Source organism: Paenibacillus sp. OK076 (genome assembly GCF_900110055.1).
Lineage (GTDB): Bacteria > Bacillota > Bacilli > Paenibacillales > Paenibacillaceae > Paenibacillus.
Genome location: NZ_FOCH01000001.1, coordinates 2,222,558 through 2,247,967 on the forward strand (window position 1 = coordinate 2,222,558; position 25,410 = coordinate 2,247,967).

The following is a 25,410-nucleotide window of genomic DNA, read 5'->3' on the forward strand; positions in this document are numbered from 1 at the left end:
GTGAATGGGACGACAAAAGGGAAAACGAATGTCAATCACCGCCTTAACTCTGGCGTTAATGATGTTATCTCCAATGTCAGTACTGGCCGCACCAGCTACGAGTAACAACAGCAATCTGACGTATGAAGCAACCAAGAAAATTGTAGCGGAGAAAGCGAAGATCCTTACCGAGACGTACGGTACGACCAGTGTGCAATATGCCCTTATTGATGGTGGAGAGATTGTGGTGTCCGCTCAAACAGGCAAAAACGATCTAAGGGACAAGGTGCCTCTTACTTCAAATACAATCTATGGCATAGGATCAACTAGCAAAATGGTGCTTACAGCCGCTGTGATGAAACTAGTTGACGAGGGAAAGATGGATTTGGATCTGCCTGTTGTGAACTATTTACCTGATTTTAAGATGAAAGATCATCGCTACACACAAATCACACCGCGCATGCTGTTGAATCATTCTTCCGGTCTGTTGGGCAGCACTGGAAGCAATGCCACATTGTATGGAGATAATGATACGTATTCACATGATACGTTTCTAGATCAATTGGCGAATCAAAACCTGAAAGCCGATCCAGGAGAGTACTCCGTATATTGTAACGATGGTTTTACATTAGCGGAGATTCTAGTCGAAAGAGTTAGTGGCATGGGCTTTACTGCATTTATTCACAAATATATTACAGAGCCTCTGGACATGAATCACACCAAAACACCACAGGATGTGGTTGATCCGGCAGCAATGGCGGGAATCTATTCTCCTTTGGTTGAAGGCCAGCTTCCTCAAGAGAATTATAATATCATCGCTACTGGAGGCATTTATTCCACTGCTGAAGATCTTGTGAAATTTTCACAAATTTTCACGGGAGAGGTCGAGGGCATTCTTTCCAGTAAGTCGGTAGAGGCCATGGCGCAAGAAGAATACAAAAGAGGCATGTGGCCGGAGGATAGCGATACGTCTATATCTTACGGGTTAGGGTGGGATAGTGTAAATTTGTACCCATTCAGTGAATACGGCATCAAGGCTGTTACGAAAGGTGGAGATACCATATCGTATCACTCATCTTTAATCGCACTGCCGGAATATAATCTGGCTGCAGCCGTTACCTCATCAGGTGGGACAAGTGCCAAAGATCAGTTCATTGCGAGTGAATTATTACTCAGCGCACTTGAAGAAAAGGGGATTATTACAGAACGGAAGCCAGAAAAATCGTTTGGTGTACCAGTGAAGGCAGATGTACCTAAAGAAATAGCCACGAATGCAGGTATATATGGCGGCAATAATTCGGTTAAGAAGATCGAAATGAATACTGCTGGACAAATGACTGTATCCACACCCACAGCTCCAAGTCATCCGGCTCAAAAATACACCTATACAGCGGATGGTACTTTTGTTAACGATGAAGGCACGGAAAAGTTGAAATTCGTTAAGGAGAAGAATGGAAGGACTTATCTGTGGTATCGATCTTATATATCCTTGCCAGGACTTGGACAATTGGCTTTCTCCGAATATAAAATGGAGAAGCTGGAAGCCAATGAATTATCCCAGGATATTACGGCCTCATGGGAGCAGCGTGAAGGTAAAAAATATTACCTGGTGAATGAGAAATATACATCAACAGTTTATCTACATTCGTCACCAATTCTCCCGATTCATACGAGTAAGGAGACTCCGGGGTATGTGTCCAATAACAAGATTATTGGAGCAAACGAAGCAGTCACTGAGCTTCAGATCCCTGGCATGGCTGGACGTGATACCAAGGAGATTTATTTCGCCGAAAAGAACGGAGTGGAGTACATCACAGCTGTAGGTAGCATATACGCCAGTGAGGAACTTGTTCAACCACTCTATTCGGGAAAACAATCTGTAACAACGATTCAAGCAGATGGATATGCCAAATGGTTTTCGGTACCAGCAACTGTGAAAGGAAAAGTTATGACCGTTAAACGGCCTTCAAATGGTGCCTTTGCCGTATATGATCAAAAGGGGATTTGTATTAATCACACCGTGGTCAGTGGTAAGAATGAAGTTGTTTTACCAGAGAACGGCCGCATCGTATTTGCAGGTGAGGTTGGCTCCAAATTTGAAATTTCATTGAAATAGACGAAGTCTTCGTCCCCTTTAAGTAGACACTTAAAAACCCTCATAAATTCAGGAGGGTTCAAGTGACACTTGGAGGGGATATTTTTATGGCGAAAAAAAGGAAGAATTAAGGATCGTAAATCATCATGTACTCAAATTAGTTCGCCTGTTCATACTCGGTTCATATAGACGTCACGAAGAGTACATTTGTATGGGTTAAGCTTTTTTTAGCACCAAAGCAAGATACTCTAATACAGAGATAATGACAGGAGAAGATGCAGATGATACAACAAGAGAAAATGCAGAACGTGGTCAGGAGAACAGTCAAAAAACGAACTTCAATTGCAGCTTTAACGTTAGTGTTAACCATGTTAGCCCCGCTATCTGCAATGGCCGCACCGACTGCCACGAGTAACAGCATTAACCTTACGTATGAGACAACAAAGGAAACCGTAATCGAAAAAGCTAAGTTGCTGACTGAAACGTACGGTACGACGAGTCTGCAATATGCGCTCATTGATGGTGGAGAGATTACGCTGTCCGGTCAAACGGGCAAGAACGATCTAAACGACAAGGTACCTCTTACTTCGAACACAATCTATGGCATTGGTTCAACCAGTAAAATGATGCTTACAGCCGCTGTAATGAAGCTGGTTGATGAAGGCAAGATCGATTTGGATGTGCCTGTTGTGAACTATATGCCTGATTTTACAATGAAAGATAAACGATACAAACAGATTACACCCCGTATGTTGCTGAATCATTCGGCCGGGCTTTTCGGAACCTCTGTCGGTAGTGCTATACTGTATGGGGACAATGATACCTATGCACATGATACCTTTTTGGATCAATTGGCGACCCAGAATCTGATGGCAGAGCCAGGTGCGTATTCGGTGTACTCTAACGATGGATTTACATTAGCTGAAATTCTGGTTGAGAGAGTCACTGGTATGAGCTTTACGGCATTTATACACAAATATTTTACAGAGCCTCTGAAAATGAATCATACCAAAACACCACAGGATATAGTTAATACGGGAGAAATGGCGGGAATCTACTCTCCTTTGTATAAGGGGCAGCTTCCACGCGAGAATTATAATATCATTGCTTCAGGAGGCATATATTCCACCGCTAAGGATCTGGTGAAATTTTCGCAAATCTTCACAGGAGAGGTCAAAGGGATTCTTTCCAACAAGTCGGTAGAAGCCATGGAGCAAAAAGAATACAGAAGAGGCATGTGGCCAGAGGATAGTGATTCTTCTATGTCTTACGGATTAGGGTGGGATAGTGTGGACTTGTTCCCATTCAGTGACTACGGCATCAAGGCTGTTACGAAAGGTGGAGATACGTTATCTTATCATTCTTCACTCGTCGTACTTCCGGAATACAACATGGCTGCAGCCGTGATCTCTTCAGGCGGAGCAAGCATAACCAATCAATTCATTGCGAGTGAGTTATTACTTAGCGCACTTGAAGAAAAGGGCATTATTAAAGAACGGAAACCGAAAAAATCATTTGGTGTACCTGTGAAGGCTGATATGCCTAAAGAAATCTCCAAGTTTGCAGGGAATTATGGTGGCAATAATTCAGTTACGAAGATCAAAATAAATAAGGCAGGACAAATGACGCTCTCCTCTCTCACGGCTCCAAGTAATCCGGTTCAAGAATACACCTATACATCAGATGGTACTTTTGTGAGTGATGATGGTACAGAAAAGTTGAAATTCGTTGTGGAGAAAAATGGGAATACCTACCTGTGGTCTCGATCTTATATCTCCGTTCCAGGACTCGGACAGGTGGCTCTCTCAGAATATAATGCGGAAAAACTCAAAGCCAATACATTACCCAAGGAGATTAACGCTGCATGGGCAAAGCGTGATGGTAAAAAATATTATCTGGTGAATGCGAAATACACATCAATGCTCTATCTTAATGCTACATCGATCCTGCCTATTCAATTGAATAAAGAGAATCCAGGGTATATGTCCAATAATAAGATTATTGGAGCAGGCGAAGCAGCCAATCAATTGCAGATTCCGGGTAGTGCCGGACGAGAACCGATGGACATTCATTTCTCCAAAAAGAACGGAGGAGAGTATCTTACATTTTCAGGTTATGTATTCGCCAGTGAGGGATTGGTGAAACCAATCTATTCCGGTAAACAATCCGCAACAACCATTCAAGCAGATGGATATGCCAAATGGTTTTCGGTACCCGCTACTGCGAAAGGAAAAGTCATGACAGTGAAGTTACCTGCAAAAGGAGCCTTTGCTATCTATGATCAGAACGGAATTTGTATTAATCACAGCGTGGTTAGCGGTAAGAATGTTGTTGTTTTACCCGAAAACGGCCGTATTGTATTTGCAGGTGAGGCTGGCTCCCAATTTGAAATTTCATTAAAAAAGTAAATTAATATAAATGAATAGAGATTCAAGCGGCGGTACAACAAACGAACTCAACAGGAGAATACCATCATGATGAAAAAAATATTAATCATTTTGCTCAAAATATTCGGAGCCATAGTTATCGCTTTTGCATTATTTATTGCCACTGTTTATTTTGTAAATGTATTTAGCAACAAGTCGGAGGCAGGGAAAATCAAACCCTATGGTCAGTCCGTATCGGTTGACGGGAAAAACATGAATGTGTTGATCCAAGGAAAAGGTGAAGAAACCGTGGTATTGCTTCCGGGGTACGGAACACCTGCCCCAGCCCTCGATTTTAAACCGTTAATCGATGAGCTATCTCCATTTTACAAAGTCGTTGTCATTGAACCTTTCGGTTATGGATTAAGTGACATTACTGAAAAAGAGCGTACTACGGAAAATATGGTTAGTGAAATTCATGAAGCGTTACAGCAACTTGGTATTCAACGTTACACGCTCATGGCTCACTCCATTTCAGGGATATACGGACTGGATTATGTGAACAAATATGCAAACGAAGTAACTTCCTTTGTCGGCATCGAGAGCAGTGTCCCAACGCAGGGAGGTAACGATGATCCATTCCCAACCGGAACGTACAAACTGCTTAAAAAATCAGGATTCTACCGACTGTTAATGAAATTGGCCCCTGATCAACTGATTGCACCCGATGTTGATGATGAAACCAGAGAGCAAATTCGAATCCTTTCACTCAAAAATACGTTTAATCCGAACAATCTGAGTGAAGGCGAAAACTTTGCTCCTAACTTCAAAGTAACTGAGAACTTGACCTTCCCCAAAGATCTGCCTGTGATTTTCTTCTTACAAGCGAATGATACGGAAACGGAAGGATGGATACCTTTGCATGAAGAGCAAGTTGAAAATTCTGTACATGGTAAAGTGATGACATTCGAAGGCGGGCATTATTTACACCATACCCGATCCAAAGAAATAGTCGAAAACTTCAGGAAGTTTATGAATGAAGTGAAATAAACTTAGAATCAACGTAGTACCTTTCAGAATTGATTTCAGAAAGAACGAAACGCCCGTTCCCCAGTAGAACACCGGGGAAGGGGCGTATTTTCCATACTCATTATTATTGATTAGTTAACGTAATTTCGAACCTTGAACCAGCTTCACCAGCAAATACAATCGTACCATTTACAGGTAATGTAACTTCATTTACACCACTTACCACGGTATGATTCGTACTGATACCCGTCTGATCATATACAGTGAAAGCACCTTTCGAAGGCATTTTTACTGTCATCACTTTACCTGTGGCGGCTGCCGGTATCGAGTACCATGTCGCATAACCATTCGTTTGGATCGTTGTCTTCGATTGTTTCCCCGAATAGAGCGGTCTTACAAGTTCTTGACTGACGTAGACCTTTCCTCCTGCTGAGACGTATTCCACGCCGTTTTTCTCGAAGAACTTATATTCCATCGTATCCCTGCCCGCCAAGCCTGGAATTTGCAGTTGGTTCACGGCCAGGTTTGGATCCATAATTTTATTGGTATACACATACCCTGGTGCCTCATTGAACATATGAATAGGGATGATCGGCGTTGTACTGTCATATACCGTCGAGGTGTATTTTTCATTCACCAGATAATAAATGTTGCCTTCGCGCTTCTGCCAAGCGGCTGTTACATCTTCGGGTAATGTATTGGTTTCGAGCTTTTCTGCCTTGTATTCCGAGGAGGCGATTTGTCCAAGCCCTGGCACCGACTGATACGAGCGAGACCACAGGTAGGTATTCCCGTTATCCTCTTGGGCGAATTTCAACTTTTCTGTACCTTGCTCGTTCACGAAAGAGCCATCTGCGGTATACGTATACTTTTGTTCCGTACTGTTCGGCGATAATAGCAGAGACGTTGTTAATTGCCCTTCATCATTCACTTCCAACTTCAATAACGAGCTGCCAACAGCCCCATAAATGCCTGCATACTGCGTTAGTTCTTTCGGCATGGTTGCTTTTACAGGTGCGCCAAATGATTTATCCGGCTTCCGCGCTTTAATAATCTCTTTTTCCTCAAGTGCGCTAAGCAACAGTTCACTCGCGATCAATTGGTCGGTGGTGCTCGACCCACCTGAGGAGGTAACGGCTGCAGCCATGTTGTATTCCGGAAGTACAATTAATGACGAATGATAGGCAATCGTATTCCCGCCTTTGGTAAGTGCCTTGATCCCGTATTCGCTAAATGGGAACAGGTTTACACTATCCCAGCCTAACCCGTACGAAATAGATGAATCGCTGTCCTCTGGCCACACGCCTCTTTTGTATTCTTCCTGCGTCATCGCTTTTGCCGACTCACTAGAAAGAATGCCTTTGATCTCTCCTGTAAAGATTTGCGAAAATTTAACCAGGTCTTCTGCAGTAGAGTAAATGCCTCCAGAGCCAATCATGTTCGTGTTCTCTAGTGGAAGTTGTTTCTTTTCCGGCTGGGAATAAGTTACTGCCATTTGATTAGGGTCAACCAGATCCAGCGGTGTTTTGGTGTGACTCATGCCCAAGGGCTCTGTAATATATTTGTGTATAAATGCAGTAAAGCTCATGTCACTAACTCTTTCGACCAGAATTTCAGCTAATGTGAAGCTATCGTTACTATACACCGAGTAGGCTCCTGGATCTGCCTTCAAATTTTGCTCGGCCAATTGATCCAAAAATGTATCATGTGCATAGGTATCATTGTCCCCATACAGTATGGCACTACCGCTTGAGGTTCCAAGAATCCCGGATGAATGATTCAGCAGCATATGAGGTGTAATTTTTGTGTAACGATTGTCCTTCATTTTGAATTCCGGGATATAGTTCACAACCGGCACATCCAGATCGATCTTGCCTTCATCAACCAGCTTCATCACAGCGGCGGTAAGCACCACTTTACTGGTTGAACCGATGCCATACATTGTATTAGAAGAAAGGGGGATACGATCCTCCGGGTCATTTTGGCCTACTTGTCCGGAGATCACGATCTTTCCCTCATCCATGAGTGCATACTGCACACTGGTTGTACCATATGTTTCGGTAAGGAGCTTGCTCTTTTCCATCACCACTTTTTGGGTCATATCATACGTAAGGTTACTGCTGGTACTGGTTGCCGGTGCGGCGAGAGCAGACATTGGGGCTAACATGGTTAACATCAGGGTTACCGCCGCGAATGAAGTTCGTTTTTTCAGTGTCAATCTCATCTTCTCCTGTCTTATCTGTGAATTGGGAATCTCTGTGGTGGTACCTGAGTTAGTGTACTCTAGGGCGATGAACTGAATATGAATTGACCTGAAAAAATGGAAAAATACGGGTTGACAGAACAGTTTGTTGTGTATACAATCGTATACATAAACGAAATGTATACAGATGTATACGAAATTGGAGGTGCTTCTCAAATGAGAGAAAGACATATAAATGAGAACGAGCAACCTGATCGCCATGGACAGCGAGCCAGACGCGGTCGCGGGGAAGAAGAGCAACAAGAGAAACAAGAGAAACAAGAAAAACAAGAAAAACAAGGTGAACGTTCCAGACGCGGAAGAGGACATGGCGAACATCACGGAAAACGGGGTAACGGGGCACAAACGTTTCGACGTGGAAGAATACTTGTCTTTTTGGAACAAATGCAGAACCGAAGAGCCACATTGGCCAGACAGCTTGGTCAGGAGGAGTTCAGGAATATTCACCAAATGATTAGTGGAGAGCTGAAAGCCATTGACCAGGTTATTGATGAATATATCCAACTTTTTGAATTACAACTTGAAGAAGAAAGCCCTAATCAGGATCTGGAGAGTGAATAAGAATGATTCGTCGTTTTTTCTCATATTATCGTCCTTACAAAAAACTGTTTTTAATTGATTTTGGTTGTGCAGTAATAGCTGGTTTACTAGAGCTGGCATTTCCACTTGCGGTAAGCAAGTTCATTAATGAGTTGCTGCCAGGTCAAGATTGGCCGCTCATTATCCTCGCATGTATTGTATTGCTGTCGATCTATGCGCTGAATACGGTCTTGAATTATGTCGTGACCTACTGGGGACATATGCTTGGTATTAACATTGAGACCAACATGCGTTCGAAGATGTTTGCTCATTTGCAAAAGCTATCCTTCCGGTTCTTCGATAATCGTAAAACGGGTCATCTGATTGGTCATCTGACGAATGATCTTAACGATATTGGCGAGGTGGCTCACCATGGACCGGAGGATGTTTTCATCGCAGTGATGACATTAATCGGTTCGTTCTGGCTCATGGCGAACATTAATATGGAGCTTGCATTGATCACCTTTATCATCATTCCAATCATGGCCTGGGTCATTATCGTGTTTGGTGGGCGCATGACGAAGACCTATCGGCGCCTCTTCGGCGATGTGGGGAATTTCAATTCCCGTATTGAAGACAACGTAGGCGGAATTCGTGTCGTACAATCGTTCGCTAACGAAGAGCATGAGAAAAAACTATTTTCCGTAGACAACGAGAACTTCCGTAAAACAAAGCTGCTTGCTTACAAAACGATGGCGAAGAGTATATCAGTCAGCTACATGATGATGCGTCTGGTTACTGTGTTTGTTATGATCAGCGGTGCCTGGTTCTTTATCGATGGTAGAATTGATATGGGTGATTTCATGGCATTCCTGCTCTTGTCCAATATCTTCTTCCGTCCAATTGAAAAGATTAACGCCGTCATCGAAAGTTATCCAAAGGGGATCGCCGGCTTCAAGCGTTACTTGGAAATCATTGATACGGAGCCGGAAATCGCCGATGCGAAAAATGCCGTTGAGCTAAAAAGCGTACGAGGAGATATTTGCTTCGAAAATGTCTCGTTCGGTTATGAGGAAAATCGACGTATTCTGAATAATATCAGTCTGTCCATCAATCCAGGGGAAACCGTTGCATTTGTGGGTCCTTCCGGTGCAGGTAAAACGACCATTTGCAGTCTGCTTCCACGATTCTATGAAGTAGAGGAAGGCCGGATCACTGTTGACGGGATGGATATTCGTGAGGTTCAGCTGGAATCATTGCGCAGACATATCGGTATTGTTCAACAGGATGTATTTCTCTTCTCAGGCACAATTAAGGAGAATATCGCGTATGGCGATTTAACGGCAACAGACGAGCAAATCTGGGATGCAGCCCGTCGTGCATCTCTGGAAGAATTGATTCTTAGTTTGCCGGAAGGGATCAATACAGTCATCGGCGAACGTGGTGTCAAACTTTCCGGAGGTCAGAAACAGCGCTTGTCCATTGCTCGCATGTTCCTAAAAAATCCACCGATTCTCATCCTGGACGAAGCAACGTCCGCTCTGGATACCGAAACCGAAGCGTTAATCCAGAAGTCCTTGGCGGAACTGTCAGTGGGCAGAACAACACTTGTTATTGCACACCGACTGACAACCATCAAGAATGCAGATCGCATCCTGGTAGTCAATGCTGATGGTATTGCAGAGCAGGGTAACCATGAGGAACTGGTCGCTGCAGGGGGGATATACAGCAGGCTTCACCAGGTTCAATACAGCCATTCCTGATAGCCGAAAAACAAACCGTGCATTTGCGCGGTTTGTTTTTTTGTTTTTCAATAAAGTGACACTGATTCAGACTATAAGGTTCATCAATATTATATTGTTGACAACGTCCACTAAACGAATTATCATAATGTTGACAATGTCCACTAAAAGGGAGGGTTTGACATCGACTCTCAGCAAATAAATGCAGATATGTTGACTGAAATGCGGCGTTTTAACCGTTTTTATACCAATATACTCGGTGTACTTGATAAACATATCCTGGGAACGGGATACTCCTTCGCCGAAGCAAGGGTCATTATTGAAATTGGCATTCAAGGGGAGAGCATTGCGAACAATCTGGTGGATACACTGACCATTGATCGCAGTTACATGAGTCGAATTGTAAGTAAACTAACCAGAGAAGGGCTGCTGATGAAAGTAGATTCGGCCGCTGACAGCCGGGTTAGTTTGATTCGCCTGACTGAAAAAGGGCAGGAGCTTTACGGTGAGTTGAATGAACGTTCAGATCAGCAGATTGTGAAGTTAATGCAAGGTTTGGATGAGGAAGAGATCAGAGAAGTTTACGCTTCAATGATGAATATTCAGGATAAGTTGAACAAAAGAGCAGGAGAGACAAGACGATGATACGATTCGAATGTGATTACAACGAAGGCGCACATGAGCGCATTTTGCAAAGACTGATTTCAACGAACATGGAACAAACGAGCGGTTACGGTAAAGATGCCCATTGTGATCGGGCGAGGAGTCTCATTCGACAAGCTTGTGAAAATGAACAGGCGGATGTGCATTTTTTGGTTGGTGGTACACAGACCAATACAACGGTTATTGCCTCCATTTTACGTCCATACCAAGGCGTGATTGCAGCGACTTCGGGCCACATCGCGGTCCATGAGACAGGAGCGATCGAAGCCACAGGTCACAAAGTGATTACGGTACCAAGTGAAGATGGAAAGATCACAGCACATCAGGTCAAAGCGGTCTATGATGCTCATTGGAATGATGCGTCTCCGGAGCATTGTGTCCAGCCCGGAATGGTTTACATATCCCAGCCTACCGAGAACGGTACGATGTACAGCAAGGCAGAGCTGCAAGCATTGTTTGATGTGAGCCAACAGTGTAGTCTCCCGTTATTTATTGATGGGGCACGTCTTGGGTATGCTCTTGCTTCCCGGAATTGTGATACGACGCTCGCGGATCTCGCCCGCCTGTGTGATGTATTCTATATTGGCGGAACCAAGATCGGAGCATTGATGGGGGAAGCGGTAGTCATTTTGAATGACAAGCTCAAGCCGGATTTTCGTTATATGATCAAACAAAAAGGCGGCCTGCTTGCCAAAGGCAGATTGCTGGGGATTCAGTTTGAAACGCTGTTTGAAGATGGTCTGTATCTTGAAATTTCCCAACATGCGGTGGACATGGCCATGTTGATTCATGATTCACTTGCGGAGCAAGGCATTGCTTTCCTATATGATTCACCAACCAATCAGCAATTTCCAATTCTGCCAGATGACCTGCTTCAGGATTTACGCAGCCGTTACTCGTTCACATTCTGGGAAAAGGTGGACGACACTCACAGCGTCGTTCGTTTCTGTACCAGTTGGGCAACTCAGCGGGAAAATGTGGATTTACTGATTCGCGATATTTCCCAGAGTCTGAACAAATTGAAAGCCTGTGTATAGTCATTAATCTCTAAAGGATAGTACATTGGCGGAGTAAAACGCCAAAAAAGAAGTCGCCATGTTGATGGCGACTTTTTTTGTCTGCTGTTATTATGTTCCAAAAATGCACTTCTAAAATTGAATCGCGACCATTTGATGACAGGACCATTGTGGTATCGTGTAGCTCACGAGCCCGTTCACCTGATTGAATGGGAGACTAAGGTTCTGTGGCGCCAGATACACTTCCTGTACTTTTTCAGCCGCCGCAACCGTCACCTCTGTATTGATAAGTGGAGGGATATCCTCGATAACTTCTACACCTTGTCCTCTACGTACTGGAGAGGCATACAGCAGATGATTCACCCAACGGTTCGAGTTCGTCTGCATCTGCAGCGTGGTAACCCCTTGCGCAGGCAGATTGGTCATTAGCGACTTGTTGTTACTCAGTAAACGGTCCAGCGCGTAACAGATGATTTCCTTGACAGCCAAGCTCCCCTTCATCGCATAATCTTCAAAAACATTCCATGCGATATAGATTCCATCCTGACCCTCAGCCATGCCAGTTCCCGATTCCTGCAGATCAGAAGGGGTATGCTGGTGAGAGCAGAACGTGAACAAGTCACGGTTAAAATATGAATTTTCCTTACTGCCAAGTACGATGCCGTCTGTCGTGGGCACTGCGTCCTGTCCTTCGGTGTACATGACGAAAGAGGCTGTACGCAGCGAAGGAAGCTCAAAATTCGGACGGAAATAGGAGGGACGGAATGGGGAAACCTCCTGATATTCTACGCCCAAATCGAATTCAAAGCCCGTTCCATCCGGTGAGAGACCGGAACGGCCAGTGGCCAGAATTTTGCCGCCCCCGGCAAGAAAGGCTGTCAGTTTGGTTTTGATTAACTCTGTAATGCTAATGGCATCCGGCAAAATAACAACTTTATATTTGGACAGATCAGCCTGCAGATCGACCACATCGAAGAGAAAGTGGCCTTCCAGCAAAACTCTTACAGCTCCGGTATCGTGGTGGTGCATGTGCTGGTTATGAGGATCGCCTCCGGTTTCCCATAAGGCTGCCTCAACTGACAGCAATGCGATATCGGCAATAGCCGTAGTATCTCGACACCATTCTTCCTTCGCTTCTACCTCACGGTAAGCTTCCCCGATCAACGAATACGTGGCATGATCCATCTGACCACCCGGATGCAGCTGATCTCCAATGGAGCAGCGTGCCCCGTTCGCAAGACTCAGAGCAGTTTCATAACGCAGCGCGTTGGGATGTTTGTATCCACCGAATTCGCCCCAGGACGTATGGAATTTTCCGGTCATGCCGAGAAAATCCATGCCCAATGTCTGCGCATAACGAGCAGAAAGCGGGAAGTGGTCGTAGCCCCAGCCGCCCGTTGGTAGCGATTCCAACTCCAGATGGGTATTCACATGGGCGAGATCCCGCCGCCCACGGTCGACGTGACTGCTGTTGTGGAACACGGGTAATCCGGGTTTCACTGCATGCACAGTCTCATTCATTCGATTAGCATAACGAGTATACGTCTGTTCCCACAGTTTCTTCATATCTTGAATGTTTCGTGGATCGGAGCCCTGTGAGCGAATCTCGGCAACACAATATTGACAATAACATTCCCGAACACCAACGATATCGAGAAAGATTCCGTCCACATCATATTTCTTTACGACTTCCTCGACCTGTAGGGTGAGAACGTCAAGATAAGGGGTATTCATGCAAAATTGATGATATCCTGGCGTCATGAAGTCGGCTGTCCAACTGATCTGCTCCTGCTGATTGCGGATGAGCCATTGTGGATGTTTGCGGGCGAGCCGCTCATCAAGGCCAGCGGAGAGATAGACCGGAGTCTTCACACCTATCTCATGAGCAGCCTCAATCTGGGCACCCAGAAGATCGAAATTCAGATGTGGATGCATTTGATTGGCGGTAGTCGGATGATAGGCCCAGCCATGATGGCACTTGGAGAATATGGTGATGGAATCGACATGCCCGGTTTTGAGCATCTCCTGAAATTGCTGCTTCGAAAAATCACGGCCAATGCCTTCAATGGCTTCTGACGTATGAAAATCGAGATGAACTTGACGAAATTTCATGCTTGCTTCCCCCTGGTCATTAAATGATAGAATCATATTATATCTACCACTCTAATCGATCATCAGCTTTGATACAGCTGACAATTACGACTATATATAGCACATTATCTACATTTAGAACAAAGGAAGAATCTAATGCTTGTACTTGAACTTCAAGTTCCGCCGTTTCCGCTATTAGCAGCCATTGGGCACACCGAATGGCAGCCGGGGATGCAGCATGCCCAGCGTAGCTTTGATGTGTTCGATCTTATTATTTGCGCCAAAGGAGCGCTGTACATGGAGGAAGATGGCCTCCGTTACGAGATTGCGGAAGGTATGATGCTGGTTCTTGAACCTGGCAAAGACCACCGTGGCTATAGACCAACGGATGTGCAGACGGAAGTATACTGGATTCATTTCCAGCTGTCCTCTGTGCAAAAGATGATTTTGAAAGAAAAGACGACTTGGGAGCAGCCTTTGCTTCAACAAACAGACCAGGATATTGAGGCTCCCCCAGGAGTCATTGAAATTCCCAAATTCGCCGTAGTGGATCTACGTAACCTGGAGCCGATACTGAAAGAAATGCTTGAGCTGCACCATGTACTCACCCGTCAGCGTTCCTTCGAGCTTCATGTTCTGTTGGGCCAATTCCTGCTGCAATTACAGAAGGGAATGAGACAGAACAGCCCGCAGGCTCGCTCCTATTTTCTAAGCGAGAAAGTGGCAACTTATCTTGGTCAACGCCTCGAGCAGCCGTTTGATTCCGGACAGATGGAGCATGATCTGCTTTATCATTTTGATTACCTGGCTCGCTGCCTGAAGCAGTATACGGGGATGAGCCCGCTTCAATACAGGCATCACCTGCAAATGGAGAAGGCCAAGCGGTTATTGGCACATTCGGAGCTTCCGCTGAAGCGTATCGGCGAGTTGTGTGGACTGCAGGACCATAACTATTTTACACGGTTGTTCAAACGTCAAACTTCCCTCACGCCTGGAGAATACCGCAAAAAGCATCAGTTGTATTTCATGGAATAGATGTGATCAAACTAAAAACCGCCCGAAAGGACGGTGGAAGATAACGTATTCAATGTCGGGAATTTCAAATGCTCAAGATTTGAACTTTCGCTTCTTCCGTATATGCGTGGAACCTTCAAAGTTAGGGCAATGAATATGAATATGAATATAAAGTATTTAAGATCTTTGGATAAGCCGATGTGGCTTTCAGACTTTATGTTCAATAAAATTAACAAAAGCAGCCCAGATACGATAAAAGTACTGGACTGCTTCTGTTTTGTTGAAATGTGCCCCGGGACATTTCTTCGTATTATTTATGATCCTAATGAATGATCCTAATAGATTATTCTTCTGAGATAAATCTTTTGCCAAGCAACCACATTACGCCGCTAATGATTAGAAAATATAAAGGCATCATCAGCAATGAACCGTTATGCAGAGCACCCATTCCCCATGTCGTAAGGCTTACCAGCAAGTAGTAGCCCAAGCTGAATATAGCACCTGCTGTGCCAATTACATCTTGAAAATGAACAAGCGCAAGACTTAGACAATTGGGCAGAGCAATACCTGCGCCAATCAACAGAACAAACATGGCAGTTAACATGCAGATGATCTGCAAAAGATTGGGCAGCATAGACAAGCTGCTTCCAAGGGTCAGGAGCAGAGCACCGCTGGTCATGACCAGACAACCCAGACGAATGATCTTTTCCGGTGTGTAAACGGTCAATAATCGTTTTGAGATCATTGCTCCGACCACTGAGGCCAAGGCCACAATAATGCCCAGAAAACCATAAACGCCAGGCGACAGATCAAAGTGTTCTATGAAGATGAAGGGAGCTTCGGCATAATAACTAAATAAAACTCCGTTAATACCTCCGATCAATACGCCAAACACCATTACGCGCGGCATAGCGAGCATCTTTTTAACAACCGGAAGTATAGCGACTTTGGATCGTAAAGAAACATTCGTTGTCTCCGGCAGTTTAAGAAAAGCATATATGAACAACAAAACGCTCATTAGTACTAACGCCAAGAATACCCATCTGAAGCCAAGGGCCTGATCAATCCAACCACCAATAAGTGGCCCAACTGCCGGCGTAAATGCAATGACAGCAGAGATTTGGGCAAACATCGCATGTCTTCGATCTCCCGATACACTTTCTCGAAGCATGGTTTGGGTGATAATCGAGCCAGTTGCGGCACCGAAAGCCTGTACGAAACGGCCGACGAGAAGCAACTGAATCGATTCCGAATAAAAGCACATCAAGCTCCCGATCCCATATACGATGAGACCGCCCAGCATTGCAGGCCTACGACCTATCAAGTCGGACAGCCAGCCCCAGCAGAAGACGCCCAAGGCAAATCCTATAAAATAGATGCTTAACGTGAATTGTACGGAACTATTAGATACACCAAGTGCTGCTGCGATATCTGGCAGAGATGGAGTGTAGATGGTTTCGCTGATTTGTGGAAAACCGATAAGAACAATCATTAAAAGCAAAGATGGTACAGCATATTTCTTCATTATATATTAGCCCTCCTACAAGCTTATACTCTGTTATGACAACAAGAATATGAGCCTAGCTAGGGAAAGGGGGGCATCATGATGGCGAGACGACTATAAATCATCATTTGTTGAATTACCTTTCATCATTATAAGAGTAGGAGGGTTTGACAATCATTGTTAATACTCGGCCTAGGTTAACATGCTTGATATGCCAAGTCAACCAGCTCTAGCTAATCGTACGATTAAGCAGTTTTGTCCCAAGCTCTGAACGTACTAGACTTGGAATTATGAAATTTAATGAAGCTAGCTATTCGCCAAATGGCAATATAGGACAGGGCAACTACATTATTCAGGAATCCAAGAGTCTTGGGATCAATGCCTGAGATGAACAAGAAGTCAAAGAATCGGATCGAGAAGATAACAATAATTAAAACATAAAGAGATACATTTCTTTTATAATACATCTTGCCATCCGATTTCCGCTCGAATTGCGTCACCAGAATTAATGGGATCGACAGAATTGCACCTATAGCGATCGAACTAATCATTCTGCCTGATGTAAGCACCAATGTAGGGTCGAACAATTCAAACAAAGATGTAGAGATATAGAGGATCGGAATTAATAGTTTTCGACCTGATTCGTGCAATGGCTTTTTGCTGCCCTGGATCACGCCCTTCAAAATAAGTACGACAATTAATAATGAAATTGTTAAAGATATTGGATTCATGGTAAGCACCTCGTCTGTTTTTTTGTAACCTAAGTATCGAGGATTTTTAAAATTTATATCAGTGTACAAAGTAATTCGTTTAAGGTGACTTTTGTCATCTTCCTGTGATGATGGGGGCTTCTGTCTGCTGCATAAGCGGACAGAGCCCTTTTTTTGATGATTGTCTCAATAGCCTTGTCAATACACAACGATATGAATACCTTATGACATAACACAAAAGAGGAGGAGATTACATGAGTGAAGTAGGATATGGAAATGTTGGAGGTCTTGGTGGATACGGTGGTTTCACATCCATCGGCGCAATCCTTGTTCTGTTCATCTTGTTGGTCATCATCTCTAAAGCTTTCTTGGTTTAATACCTTTACCTTATGAACAACTCTGCCGGCATTCCGCTGGCAGGGTCTTTTTGTCTTGATTACAATTTGAAAGCGTTTGACATATTGAATTATCAATCTATAATTATGGAGTTATGCATTCAACATAGAATGGATGAAGGTAAGGAGAATAGGTTGGAATGACACTTAAAAAAAGGATCTTTTTGCTGTTTTTTCTCAGTGCGTTTATTCCCTTCATTAGTATATTTGCAATTTCCTATTACACCATTGATTCCATTTTTGCGAACAAGATCGATGATGGCATTCGGAGCAATTTACAGCAGGTGACTTCCTCACTGGAGAATTCGATCACCAACCTGAATCATGTTACACAGCAATTATCCTACAGTGGTACACTAGGCAAAAAGTTGGATGAGGTGTTGAAGCCATCCTCCAATATATTTGAATTGATTGAAACTCGGGATGAACTAAAAAGCGAATTAAATGTCGTCACGTTTACCAACCCGAATATAGGTTTGACATTGTATTATTTTCAGAAGGATAGCTCCACACAGTTTGGAAACTTTCCCATAAAGGATCGTTTTGCACCCGAATCTTTGCCTGTGCTCTCCAAAGCATATGGGATTACCTATTATGGTCCTCATGTCAGTATGAACCGGTTTGATGATCAGCTCGTCTTATCCGCCATGCGGAAGGTAAAATTACCCCAGAGGGACGATGTGTATATTTACGTCGAATCCGGTTTTCACCTTGCGCAGGATATATTGGGTTACAATCAGTACAAAGGAGATTTATCCCACTTGATCCTCGATGGAGAGGGAAACATTGTGTACAGTGAGATCCCGGAAGCGATGAAAGTTGGGGAGAATTTCTCCAGCTTATCGAAGGGTGCAGCATCGGACGGGATAGCTCGCGATTATCATTGGTTCAGACAGGATTCTACCCAGAACTGGAGCGTTGTGTCGGTGATCTCGCAGGCCAAGTATCAACAGGAGAAAAATCAGTGGTTGCTTCAAATATTGCTGGTCGCTTTATTTTTCCTAGGCTTCACCGTATTTCTGGCTTGGCTGCTGTGGAAGATGGTTTATAAACCCCTCGGTCTGTTCCATTCAGAGATCAACGGAATGTCTCAAAATCCACAAACAACAGGTAGCCAGGCCCGCACGCAGATTCCAGAATTTGATTTTCTGTTAGGTGAATTCTCGAATATGCAGCATCAAATCGGTGACCTCTTTAAAGAGGTGCAGCAGAAAGAGAAAATTCGTGCAGACCTTGAAGTGGAGAAGCTGCTGTACCAGATCAATCCTCATTTTTTGATGAATACGCTGGATACCGTGCACTGGCTGGCGGTAATGAATGGACAAGGGGAGATCGACAAGCTGGTACAGTCCCTGAATAAGCTGTTGTATTACAATTTGGGCAAATTAGGTCAGGTTTCGACGATGGAAGAGGAGATTGACGCGCTTAGACAGTACTTGATCCTGCAGCAAATCCGATATGACTTTGAGTTTGATGTGCGCATCTCGGCTGATGAGCACGTGCTTCAAATACCGGTACCTCGTTTTATTCTACAGCCGTTGGTTGAAAATTCACTTTACCATGGACTGAGCGACGAAGGTTTTATTCAAATTGAAGTAACACGCAAAGAAACGCTGAACATCATGATTCAGGATAATGGAGCAGGCATGACGGAGGAAGCGATTCAAAGACTTCTGAACAATCGTGTAGCAGATCATCAAAAAGTAGGGATGGGCATCGGGCTCAATTATGTTCACCGCATGTTACAAGCACAATACGGGGATCAAGCTCAACTGGTGATTGAAAGTGAATTGGGAACAGGGACAAGCATATTGCTTATACTTCCGATCAAAGGAGAAGATATCTAGGCATGATTAAGGTATTGATTGTGGATGATGATAAATTGGTGCGAAAAGGAATAAGCTCCGCAATGCCGTGGAACGAGTTCGGCATGGAGGTTGTTGGAGAAGCGAGTAACGGGGCTAAGGCGCTGGATTTTCTCGAATCCAACTCGGTGGATCTGATGTTAACGGATCTTGCGATGCCCGTGATGTCAGGCATTGAACTGATGCGCGCCGCAAGGCAGCTCTACCCCGAACTTCATATTGTCGTGCTTACTCTTCATCAGGATTTTGATTATATTCAGGAAGCGCTTCGGCTGGGAGCGATCGACTATATAGCCAAAGTCCAGCTTGAGAAGGAACAATTCGAACATGTACTGAATCGAATACATACCCGGATTGGTGAGTTCACGAATACAAGACGAAAGCTGCCGCAGCTAGGTGAAACCAATGTCCATTACCGTAAAGTATATGCACTGGTTTCACTGGACCGAAAGTCCGGCCAGAACTGGCCCATTGAAATCGAATCCAATGTAGACGAGGTCCGATTTGAAGTGGAACGGAACAGCTGGATGTGGGCAGCACCTCTGGATGATGAGCAGCTGCTATTCGATAGACTGAAGAAATACGTGAATCAAGTTCCTCAAGCTGCGCTACTGGTGATGTCCGATGTACAGGAACGGACATGGTCGCAAATTCAAAACTGGATTATGAATTATACAGAAACGTCCTTATTTTATGCATATGAACCCCAAGATCCGGTTATTGTCGTTTCCATGAACGAAGAAGACACATTTCCAATAGAACCTCGGGATGAGGATATGGATCGTATTAAACGAAGTTGGTTTCTCTCTCCGTGGACGCATAACGATCATTATTATAACCAGCTTGTTGAAGAGTTTAGATCTCTACGGCTGCAAAAAGGGCAGCTGATGGGATTACTGTACTCCCTGGTCATGGAGTGGAACCATCTTTTTGCCCAGACTACGCTGGGAAGAATCTCAATGATCCATTCTTTTCAATCCTGGTACGAAGTGGAACAGTGGATCAAACAGACCGCTGAGAGTATTCGAAAGGCGGATGAACAGACCTCGTATTCTCAGGAAATGATTGATGGGGTGAAAAAAGCCGTGATGATCATGCAGAATGATTTGGATCAGGCTTTTACAGCTTTAGGGCTGTCCCAGCAACTGAATATTAGCCGCAGCTATTTCAGCCAATGCTTCAAGGACATCATGGGGAAAACCTTTAACGATTATTCCCGATATATACGTATAGAGAAGTCGAAAGAGTATTTATTGAACACAAACAACACGATTTTCTGGATTGCAGAGCGGGTGGGTTATACGGATGAAAAATATTTCAGCCGAATCTTTCGCGAACTGACAGGTGTGCTGCCTAGTGAATATCGACAATTAGGCAGAACGGACAAATAGTGTACGCTCCGCACAACCGACTGGCGATCCGGTGAAAGAAGGGAAAGTAATGATCAAGAAGATGGCTGTGTGTGTTGTTGTCGTCAGCTTGATTGCAGGTATCGTATTTTTCAGTATTTCGTACTCTCGGAAAACGGCAATTGGACCAGCGACCAGCACACCTGACACTGCCGCCACCGAACCATTTGGCAAATATGAACATCCCGTTTCCATCCGGTTGGGATATGTGGTTGACCCCACAGGTACGGATCTCTCCGAAGGAGAGACCGTAGAAAAGAATAAGTGGAAAACGGTGATTAAGCAAAACCTTAACATTGATGTCGAGGTCATGTGGCAGGTATCCAAGGAGAATTTTGGACAGAAAATCGATCTGGCTATTGCCAGCAATGATTTGCCTGATGCAATGATTGTTAATCAGGTTCAGTTGAATGAGATGGTCAAAGCGGGAGAAATTGAAGATCTGACCAAGGCATATGCAAGCAGCGCTTCACCTGAGATGAAGAAAATCATCGACAGCACCCATGGATTGGCCCTGGAACAAGTGACCTTTGAAGGGAAAATGATGGCTGTTCCGTCTGTGACGGCGGAGGACTTCAGTATGCTTTGGATCAGGCAGGACTGGCTCGATCGTCTTGGATTAAAACCACCGAAAACGGTGGACGAATTGGAAGCAATAGCGAAGGCCTTTGTGGAGCAGGACCCGGATGGGAACGGGAAACGGGATACGATCGGGCTTGCCTCAAGCACAAGTCTGTTTAACGATTTTAACAACAGCGCTTTTGCCTTTGATCTAACGCCGATCTTCTCGGCTTATGGAGCTTTCCCCGGATATTGGCTCGAAAAAGATGGAAAACCTGTATACGGTTCGATTCTACCAGAGACAAAGGACGCTTTGGTCAGACTTCGTGATATGTATGCCAAAGGTCTGCTTGATCCAGATCTGGGCATCCGAAAAGAACCAGAGGAAACCGTCATTAGCGGACAGGCTGGGATGTTCTTTCAAGGTTTCTTTGCAGGATACTGGCCGCTCCCAAGCGCTTGGCTGAATGATCCCAAGGCGAACTGGCAGGCTTACGCGCTCCCACTGGATGCAAATGGAGCATTTCGTGTGAAGGTGGATAATCCCTCAAGTTCTTTCCTGGTGGTTCGCAAAGGGTATGCTCATCCCGAAGCGATCATTAAGATTAACAATCTGTACCTTCGGGATGAGTTCAAGTATGGTACCAGTTTTATGCTGAGCCGCAATTTCTTTGCCCCGGCAGATGAAGCTCGATATGAATCCAAAGCCGTGCAGGATATTCTGGCCGGAACCAAAACCCCAGCCGATTTCAAGGACAAGTCCGAATATAAGCTGCTGGAAAATACAGTTTCGACGATAAAACAAACCAAGCTAAAGCCTTATGATCAACTTGGCATTTCGTACTGGGATCAGCACAACGAGAATTTTATGCGTGGTTATTCACTGCTTGTGGGTGGAAGAAACTTCTTTGATCCGAATATCCATAAAGTTCGAAGCCTTACCTACAAACGTACCCCAGCAGTGGAGAGGTTGTGGAGCAAACTGTCCAAGCTGGAACATGATACATTTCTGAAAATTATTTTAGGGACTGCGCCGATCGAATCATTCGATCCATTTGTACAGGAGTGGAAGGAACAAGGTGGCGATCAAGTAACTGCTGAAGTATCTGCATCCCTGAATCAACGGTGAGTTGCTAACCTATATACGCTGAATTTTACAATTCTACACATTTGTGTACTAAATTCGAGATCATTCATAACCGGCAGACTCCTGTTTTAGGAGTTTGCCGGTTTTTCGTTGTGCCACACTCGCTGTCTACCCATTCTTATTAACGAGGATAGACAAATGTAAGTCGGCAGGTAAGATAAATGTTCACTTCGTTAATGTTGATCGTTGATCTTAGCAAAATGTGTACACATTTCTCTATCCAAACTAGCGTTTAATCCCTATCTCAATAAAGCTTCTCCAAGTTTTATAATGAAAGCGCAAACAACATGATAGAGAAATAATCAGAACGAAGGGGAGTTGAATTTGATGAGTAATAATTGGTCAATAAAAAGCAAGCTGTTGACAAAACGACTGGCAGTGCTGTCCATGTCCGCATTGATGGTATCCGTCCTTGCAGCCTGTGGGGGAGCTTCCAATCCACCGACTGCTGAGGATGCAGGTCAATATGAGGTAACGCCTGGAGATCCGTTCAGTGCTTATAAAGACGAAGTGGCGGTAACGATGGGGCGTGTTACAACGGCGAACCCGAAATTGCCGGCTGGAGATACATATGAGAACAATGCGTATACCCGTCTGGTCAAAGAAGCGTTTAATGCACAAATTAAGGACCAATTTGAGGCTAACGGTGAAGATTACAGTCGTCAGGTTTCTCTTGCAATCGCTTCCGGAGAATTGCCTGATATGATGCGTGTCGATTCCAAGGATGAACTTAAAGAACTGGTTGATAATGATCTGATTGAAGATATGACAGAGGTATACAAACAATATGCCACCGATAATATCAAGCAGATTTACGACTCCTACGATGGCCGTGCACTGGACAATGCCACAATCGATGGCCGACTGATGGGCCTTCCGGCGACCTCTCTGGACTCCGCACCAACGATGGTTTGGGTTCGTCAGGATTGGCTGGATGTGCTGGGAATCAAACTCGATGCTGACGGAGACGGTGCCATCAAGCTGGAAGATGTAGAGAAAACAGCAGAAGAGTTCCTGAAAAAAGATCCTGGGCAAACCGGGAAACCGGTCGGTATTCCTTTTGTGAACACCTTGAATACGACGGACTATAACGGTTCTGCCTATACCATGCTGGGTGTTGCTTCAACCGAAGGGGCATATCCTCAATATTGGATGAAGGGTGAAGATGGCAGCATCGTTTATGGTTCCACTACAAAGGAAACCAAGCAGATGCTGGGCATTATGGCCGACTGGTTCAAGAGAGGTATCATTGACCCGCAATTTGGAACCCGTACATTTGACGATATCACTGCACTCTACACCAATGGTCAGAGCGGGATTGCTTTTGGACCGTGGCATATTCCAGACTGGGGACTGAGCAGTGTCAAGCAGATGGATAAACATGCAAAATTCACGGCTTATACGCTGGAGGATGCAAACGGTAAGGTAAACGTGGCACACGCCAATCCATCCGGTCAGTTTATCGTAGTGAGAAAAGGATATGAACACCCGGAACTCGCGATTAAAATTATTAATCTGTTCTACGATAAATTGGCAAATGACAAAGATGTCGCAACTACCATGCCTGAGGCAGCTAAGTATCTGGAAAGCGGTGTAGACGGTTCAACCAGACCTTTTAATATTGAAGTCAACTCGGCAACATCCCTGCTGGATGATTACTCCGACGTTGTTCGTGGAATTAAAGGCGAGATCGGTTTGGATCAGGTCCGTACAACGGAATCCAAGAACAATATTGGCAGTATCCAAACGTACTTGAAAGACCAGGATACGGATGATGTAACAGCTTGGTCTAAATATCACTCACGCATGAACGGAGTGGGGCTGATCGATAAGTTGACACAGGAAGGCAAATTCAACTGGATGACGCCAGCGTTCTCTGGAACTACACCAAGCATGAAACAGACATGGGCTAACCTGACCAAAATGGAACAGGAATCTTTCATCAAAATCATAACGGGTGCAGAACCGTTGGATTACTTCGAAACATTCGTCACTAATTGGAAAAAACAAGGCGGAGACCAAGTGATTCAGGAGATCGAAGCCGAGACTACATCCCAAAAATAATTAAGCTAACACTGCTGACAGGCTGCGCTACGCAGCCTTTCTTCAGGAAAGGGGTTCATCCATGAAGCAGGAAAAATATAAAGCAAGAAACCGATTGGGCACGGGTGCCATGTATCATATGATGATGCTGCCAGGCATTTTATTTTTGCTCGTATTCAGCTACATTCCAATGGTTGGTGTCATTACGGCGTTTCAGGATTATGTACCAGCCAAAGGTATGTTTGGCTCGGAGTTTGTTGGGCTCAAGCATTTTATTTATATGTTCAAGCTGCCGGACATCGGCCAAGTGATCAGTAATACGTTAGTGATTGCCATTGCCAAGATTCTACTCGGCACACTGATGGCTATCATTTTTTCCATTTTATTAAACGAAATCCGCTTTAAGTTTGTTAAAAAATCCGTGCAGACCATTGTATATCTGCCTCACTTTTTGTCTTGGGTTGTTCTGGCCTCCGTGGTCGTTAACATGTTCAGCCTGGATGGAAGTGTAAATCAGATTTTAGCCTTTTTCGGTTTGGAAAATATTAATTTTCTCGGAAGCAACACCTGGTTCCAGCCACTGATTATCGGGACGGACGTATGGAAGGAATTCGGTTATAGCTCCATCGTTTATTTGGCTGCAATAACTTCAATTGATCCGGGTCTATATGAAGCGTCAGGGATAGATGGAGCGAGCTGGTGGAGAAAAGTATGGCATATTACGTTGCCGGGTATGCTGCCTATTATCCTGCTCATGGGGGTCATGAGTCTGACCAATATTTTGAGCGCAGGCTTCGATCAAATCTACAATCTGTATAACCCGGTTGTCTATGAGTCGGGCGATATTCTGGATACCTATGTATACCGGATTGGTCTCGTTGGCAGACAGTATAGTTTCGGTACGGCAGTTGGGTTGTTCAAGTCAGTGATTGGTATTGTTCTATTATTGTCCGCCAATGAATTGGCCAAAAAATACACCGACAGAAAAATTTTCTAAGG

The 25,410-nt window shown here is 44.5% G+C and carries 18 protein-coding genes; 14 read left to right on the forward strand and 4 right to left on the reverse strand.

Features of this window, described 5'->3' with window-relative positions:
* Positions 1–4: 4 nt before the first annotated feature.
* From BMY78_RS10005 to BMY78_RS10015, 3 genes are all read left to right on the forward strand, one after another.
* A complete protein-coding gene (locus BMY78_RS10005; RefSeq protein WP_090897493.1) occupies positions 5–2,095 on the forward strand; it encodes a serine hydrolase domain-containing protein in 2,091 nt (696 codons plus the stop codon).
* A 260-nt stretch (positions 2,096–2,355) separates the two neighbouring features.
* Positions 2,356–4,482: a serine hydrolase domain-containing protein gene (locus BMY78_RS10010; protein WP_090897498.1), complete on the forward strand. Its 2,127-nt coding sequence runs from the start codon at positions 2,356–2,358 to the stop codon at positions 4,480–4,482.
* A 66-nt stretch (positions 4,483–4,548) separates the two neighbouring features.
* A complete protein-coding gene (locus tag BMY78_RS10015) occupies positions 4,549–5,490 on the forward strand; it encodes an alpha/beta hydrolase (RefSeq protein ID WP_090897503.1) in 942 nt (313 codons plus the stop codon).
* Positions 5,491–5,593: 103 nt separating this feature from the next.
* Here BMY78_RS10015 and BMY78_RS10020 read toward each other — a convergent pair whose 3' ends face one another.
* Entirely contained in the window at positions 5,594–7,693 is a 2,100-nt protein-coding gene (locus BMY78_RS10020) for a serine hydrolase domain-containing protein (RefSeq protein ID WP_177185697.1), read from the reverse strand.
* 195 nt (positions 7,694–7,888) lie between these two features.
* Here BMY78_RS10020 and BMY78_RS10025 point away from each other — a divergent pair, with 195 nt between their 5' ends.
* The 4 genes from BMY78_RS10025 (at position 7,889) to BMY78_RS10040 (ending at position 11,693) form a co-directional block, all read left to right on the forward strand.
* Positions 7,889–8,293 carry a hypothetical protein gene (locus tag BMY78_RS10025; RefSeq protein WP_143067016.1) on the forward strand — a complete coding sequence of 135 codons (405 nt, stop codon included), beginning with the start codon at positions 7,889–7,891 and terminating at the stop codon, positions 8,291–8,293.
* A gap of 2 nt (positions 8,294–8,295) precedes the next feature.
* On the forward strand, positions 8,296–10,014 hold the full coding sequence (locus tag BMY78_RS10030; RefSeq protein ID WP_090897509.1) for an ABC transporter ATP-binding protein: 1,719 nt from the start codon (positions 8,296–8,298) through the stop codon (positions 10,012–10,014).
* A 189-nt stretch (positions 10,015–10,203) separates the two neighbouring features.
* Complete coding sequence (locus BMY78_RS10035; protein WP_231952523.1) at positions 10,204–10,638, forward strand: MarR family winged helix-turn-helix transcriptional regulator; 435 nt, start codon at positions 10,204–10,206, stop codon at positions 10,636–10,638.
* Entirely contained in the window at positions 10,635–11,693 is a 1,059-nt protein-coding gene (locus BMY78_RS10040) for a threonine aldolase family protein (RefSeq protein ID WP_090897513.1), read from the forward strand. The genes BMY78_RS10035 and BMY78_RS10040 overlap by 4 nt, the downstream gene beginning before the upstream one ends.
* A 111-nt stretch (positions 11,694–11,804) precedes the next feature.
* Here BMY78_RS10040 and BMY78_RS10045 read toward each other — a convergent pair whose 3' ends face one another.
* Positions 11,805–13,784 carry an alpha-amylase family protein gene (locus BMY78_RS10045; RefSeq protein ID WP_090897515.1) on the reverse strand — a complete coding sequence of 660 codons (1,980 nt, stop codon included), beginning with the start codon at positions 13,782–13,784 and terminating at the stop codon, positions 11,805–11,807.
* A 135-nt stretch (positions 13,785–13,919) separates the two neighbouring features.
* Between BMY78_RS10045 and BMY78_RS10050 the strand changes: the two genes are divergently transcribed.
* Entirely contained in the window at positions 13,920–14,798 is an 879-nt protein-coding gene (locus tag BMY78_RS10050; protein WP_090897519.1) for a helix-turn-helix transcriptional regulator, read from the forward strand.
* 322 nt (positions 14,799–15,120) lie between these two features.
* Here the strand turns inward: BMY78_RS10050 and BMY78_RS10055 are convergent, their stop codons facing one another.
* Complete coding sequence (locus tag BMY78_RS10055) at positions 15,121–16,302, reverse strand: multidrug effflux MFS transporter (RefSeq protein ID WP_090897523.1); 1,182 nt, start codon at positions 16,300–16,302, stop codon at positions 15,121–15,123.
* Positions 16,303–16,526: 224 nt separating this feature from the next.
* Entirely contained in the window at positions 16,527–17,012 is a 486-nt protein-coding gene (locus tag BMY78_RS10060; protein WP_143067017.1) for a CcdC protein domain-containing protein, read from the reverse strand.
* Between the two features lie 233 nt (positions 17,013–17,245).
* On the opposite strand from BMY78_RS10060, the gene BMY78_RS10065 reads away from it, so the two are divergent.
* The 6 genes from BMY78_RS10065 (at position 17,246) to BMY78_RS10090 (ending at position 25,408) form a co-directional block, all read left to right on the forward strand.
* A complete protein-coding gene (locus BMY78_RS10065; RefSeq protein ID WP_079697598.1) occupies positions 17,246–17,368 on the forward strand; it encodes a sporulation protein YjcZ in 123 nt (40 codons plus the stop codon).
* A gap of 158 nt (positions 17,369–17,526) precedes the next feature.
* Complete coding sequence (locus BMY78_RS10070) at positions 17,527–19,233, forward strand: sensor histidine kinase (RefSeq protein WP_090897530.1); 1,707 nt, start codon at positions 17,527–17,529, stop codon at positions 19,231–19,233.
* A gap of 2 nt (positions 19,234–19,235) precedes the next feature.
* Entirely contained in the window at positions 19,236–20,642 is a 1,407-nt protein-coding gene (locus BMY78_RS10075) for a response regulator transcription factor (protein ID WP_090897532.1), read from the forward strand.
* Between the two features lie 49 nt (positions 20,643–20,691).
* On the forward strand, positions 20,692–22,350 hold the full coding sequence (locus BMY78_RS10080) for an extracellular solute-binding protein (RefSeq protein WP_256222039.1): 1,659 nt from the start codon (positions 20,692–20,694) through the stop codon (positions 22,348–22,350).
* 345 nt (positions 22,351–22,695) lie between these two features.
* Positions 22,696–24,432, forward strand: a complete 1,737-nt coding sequence (locus BMY78_RS10085; protein ID WP_090897536.1) for a type 2 periplasmic-binding domain-containing protein — start codon at positions 22,696–22,698, stop codon at positions 24,430–24,432.
* Between the two features lie 61 nt (positions 24,433–24,493).
* Positions 24,494–25,408, forward strand: a complete 915-nt coding sequence (locus BMY78_RS10090; protein WP_063565144.1) for an ABC transporter permease — start codon at positions 24,494–24,496, stop codon at positions 25,406–25,408.
* The last annotated feature ends 2 nt before the right edge of the window (positions 25,409–25,410 follow it).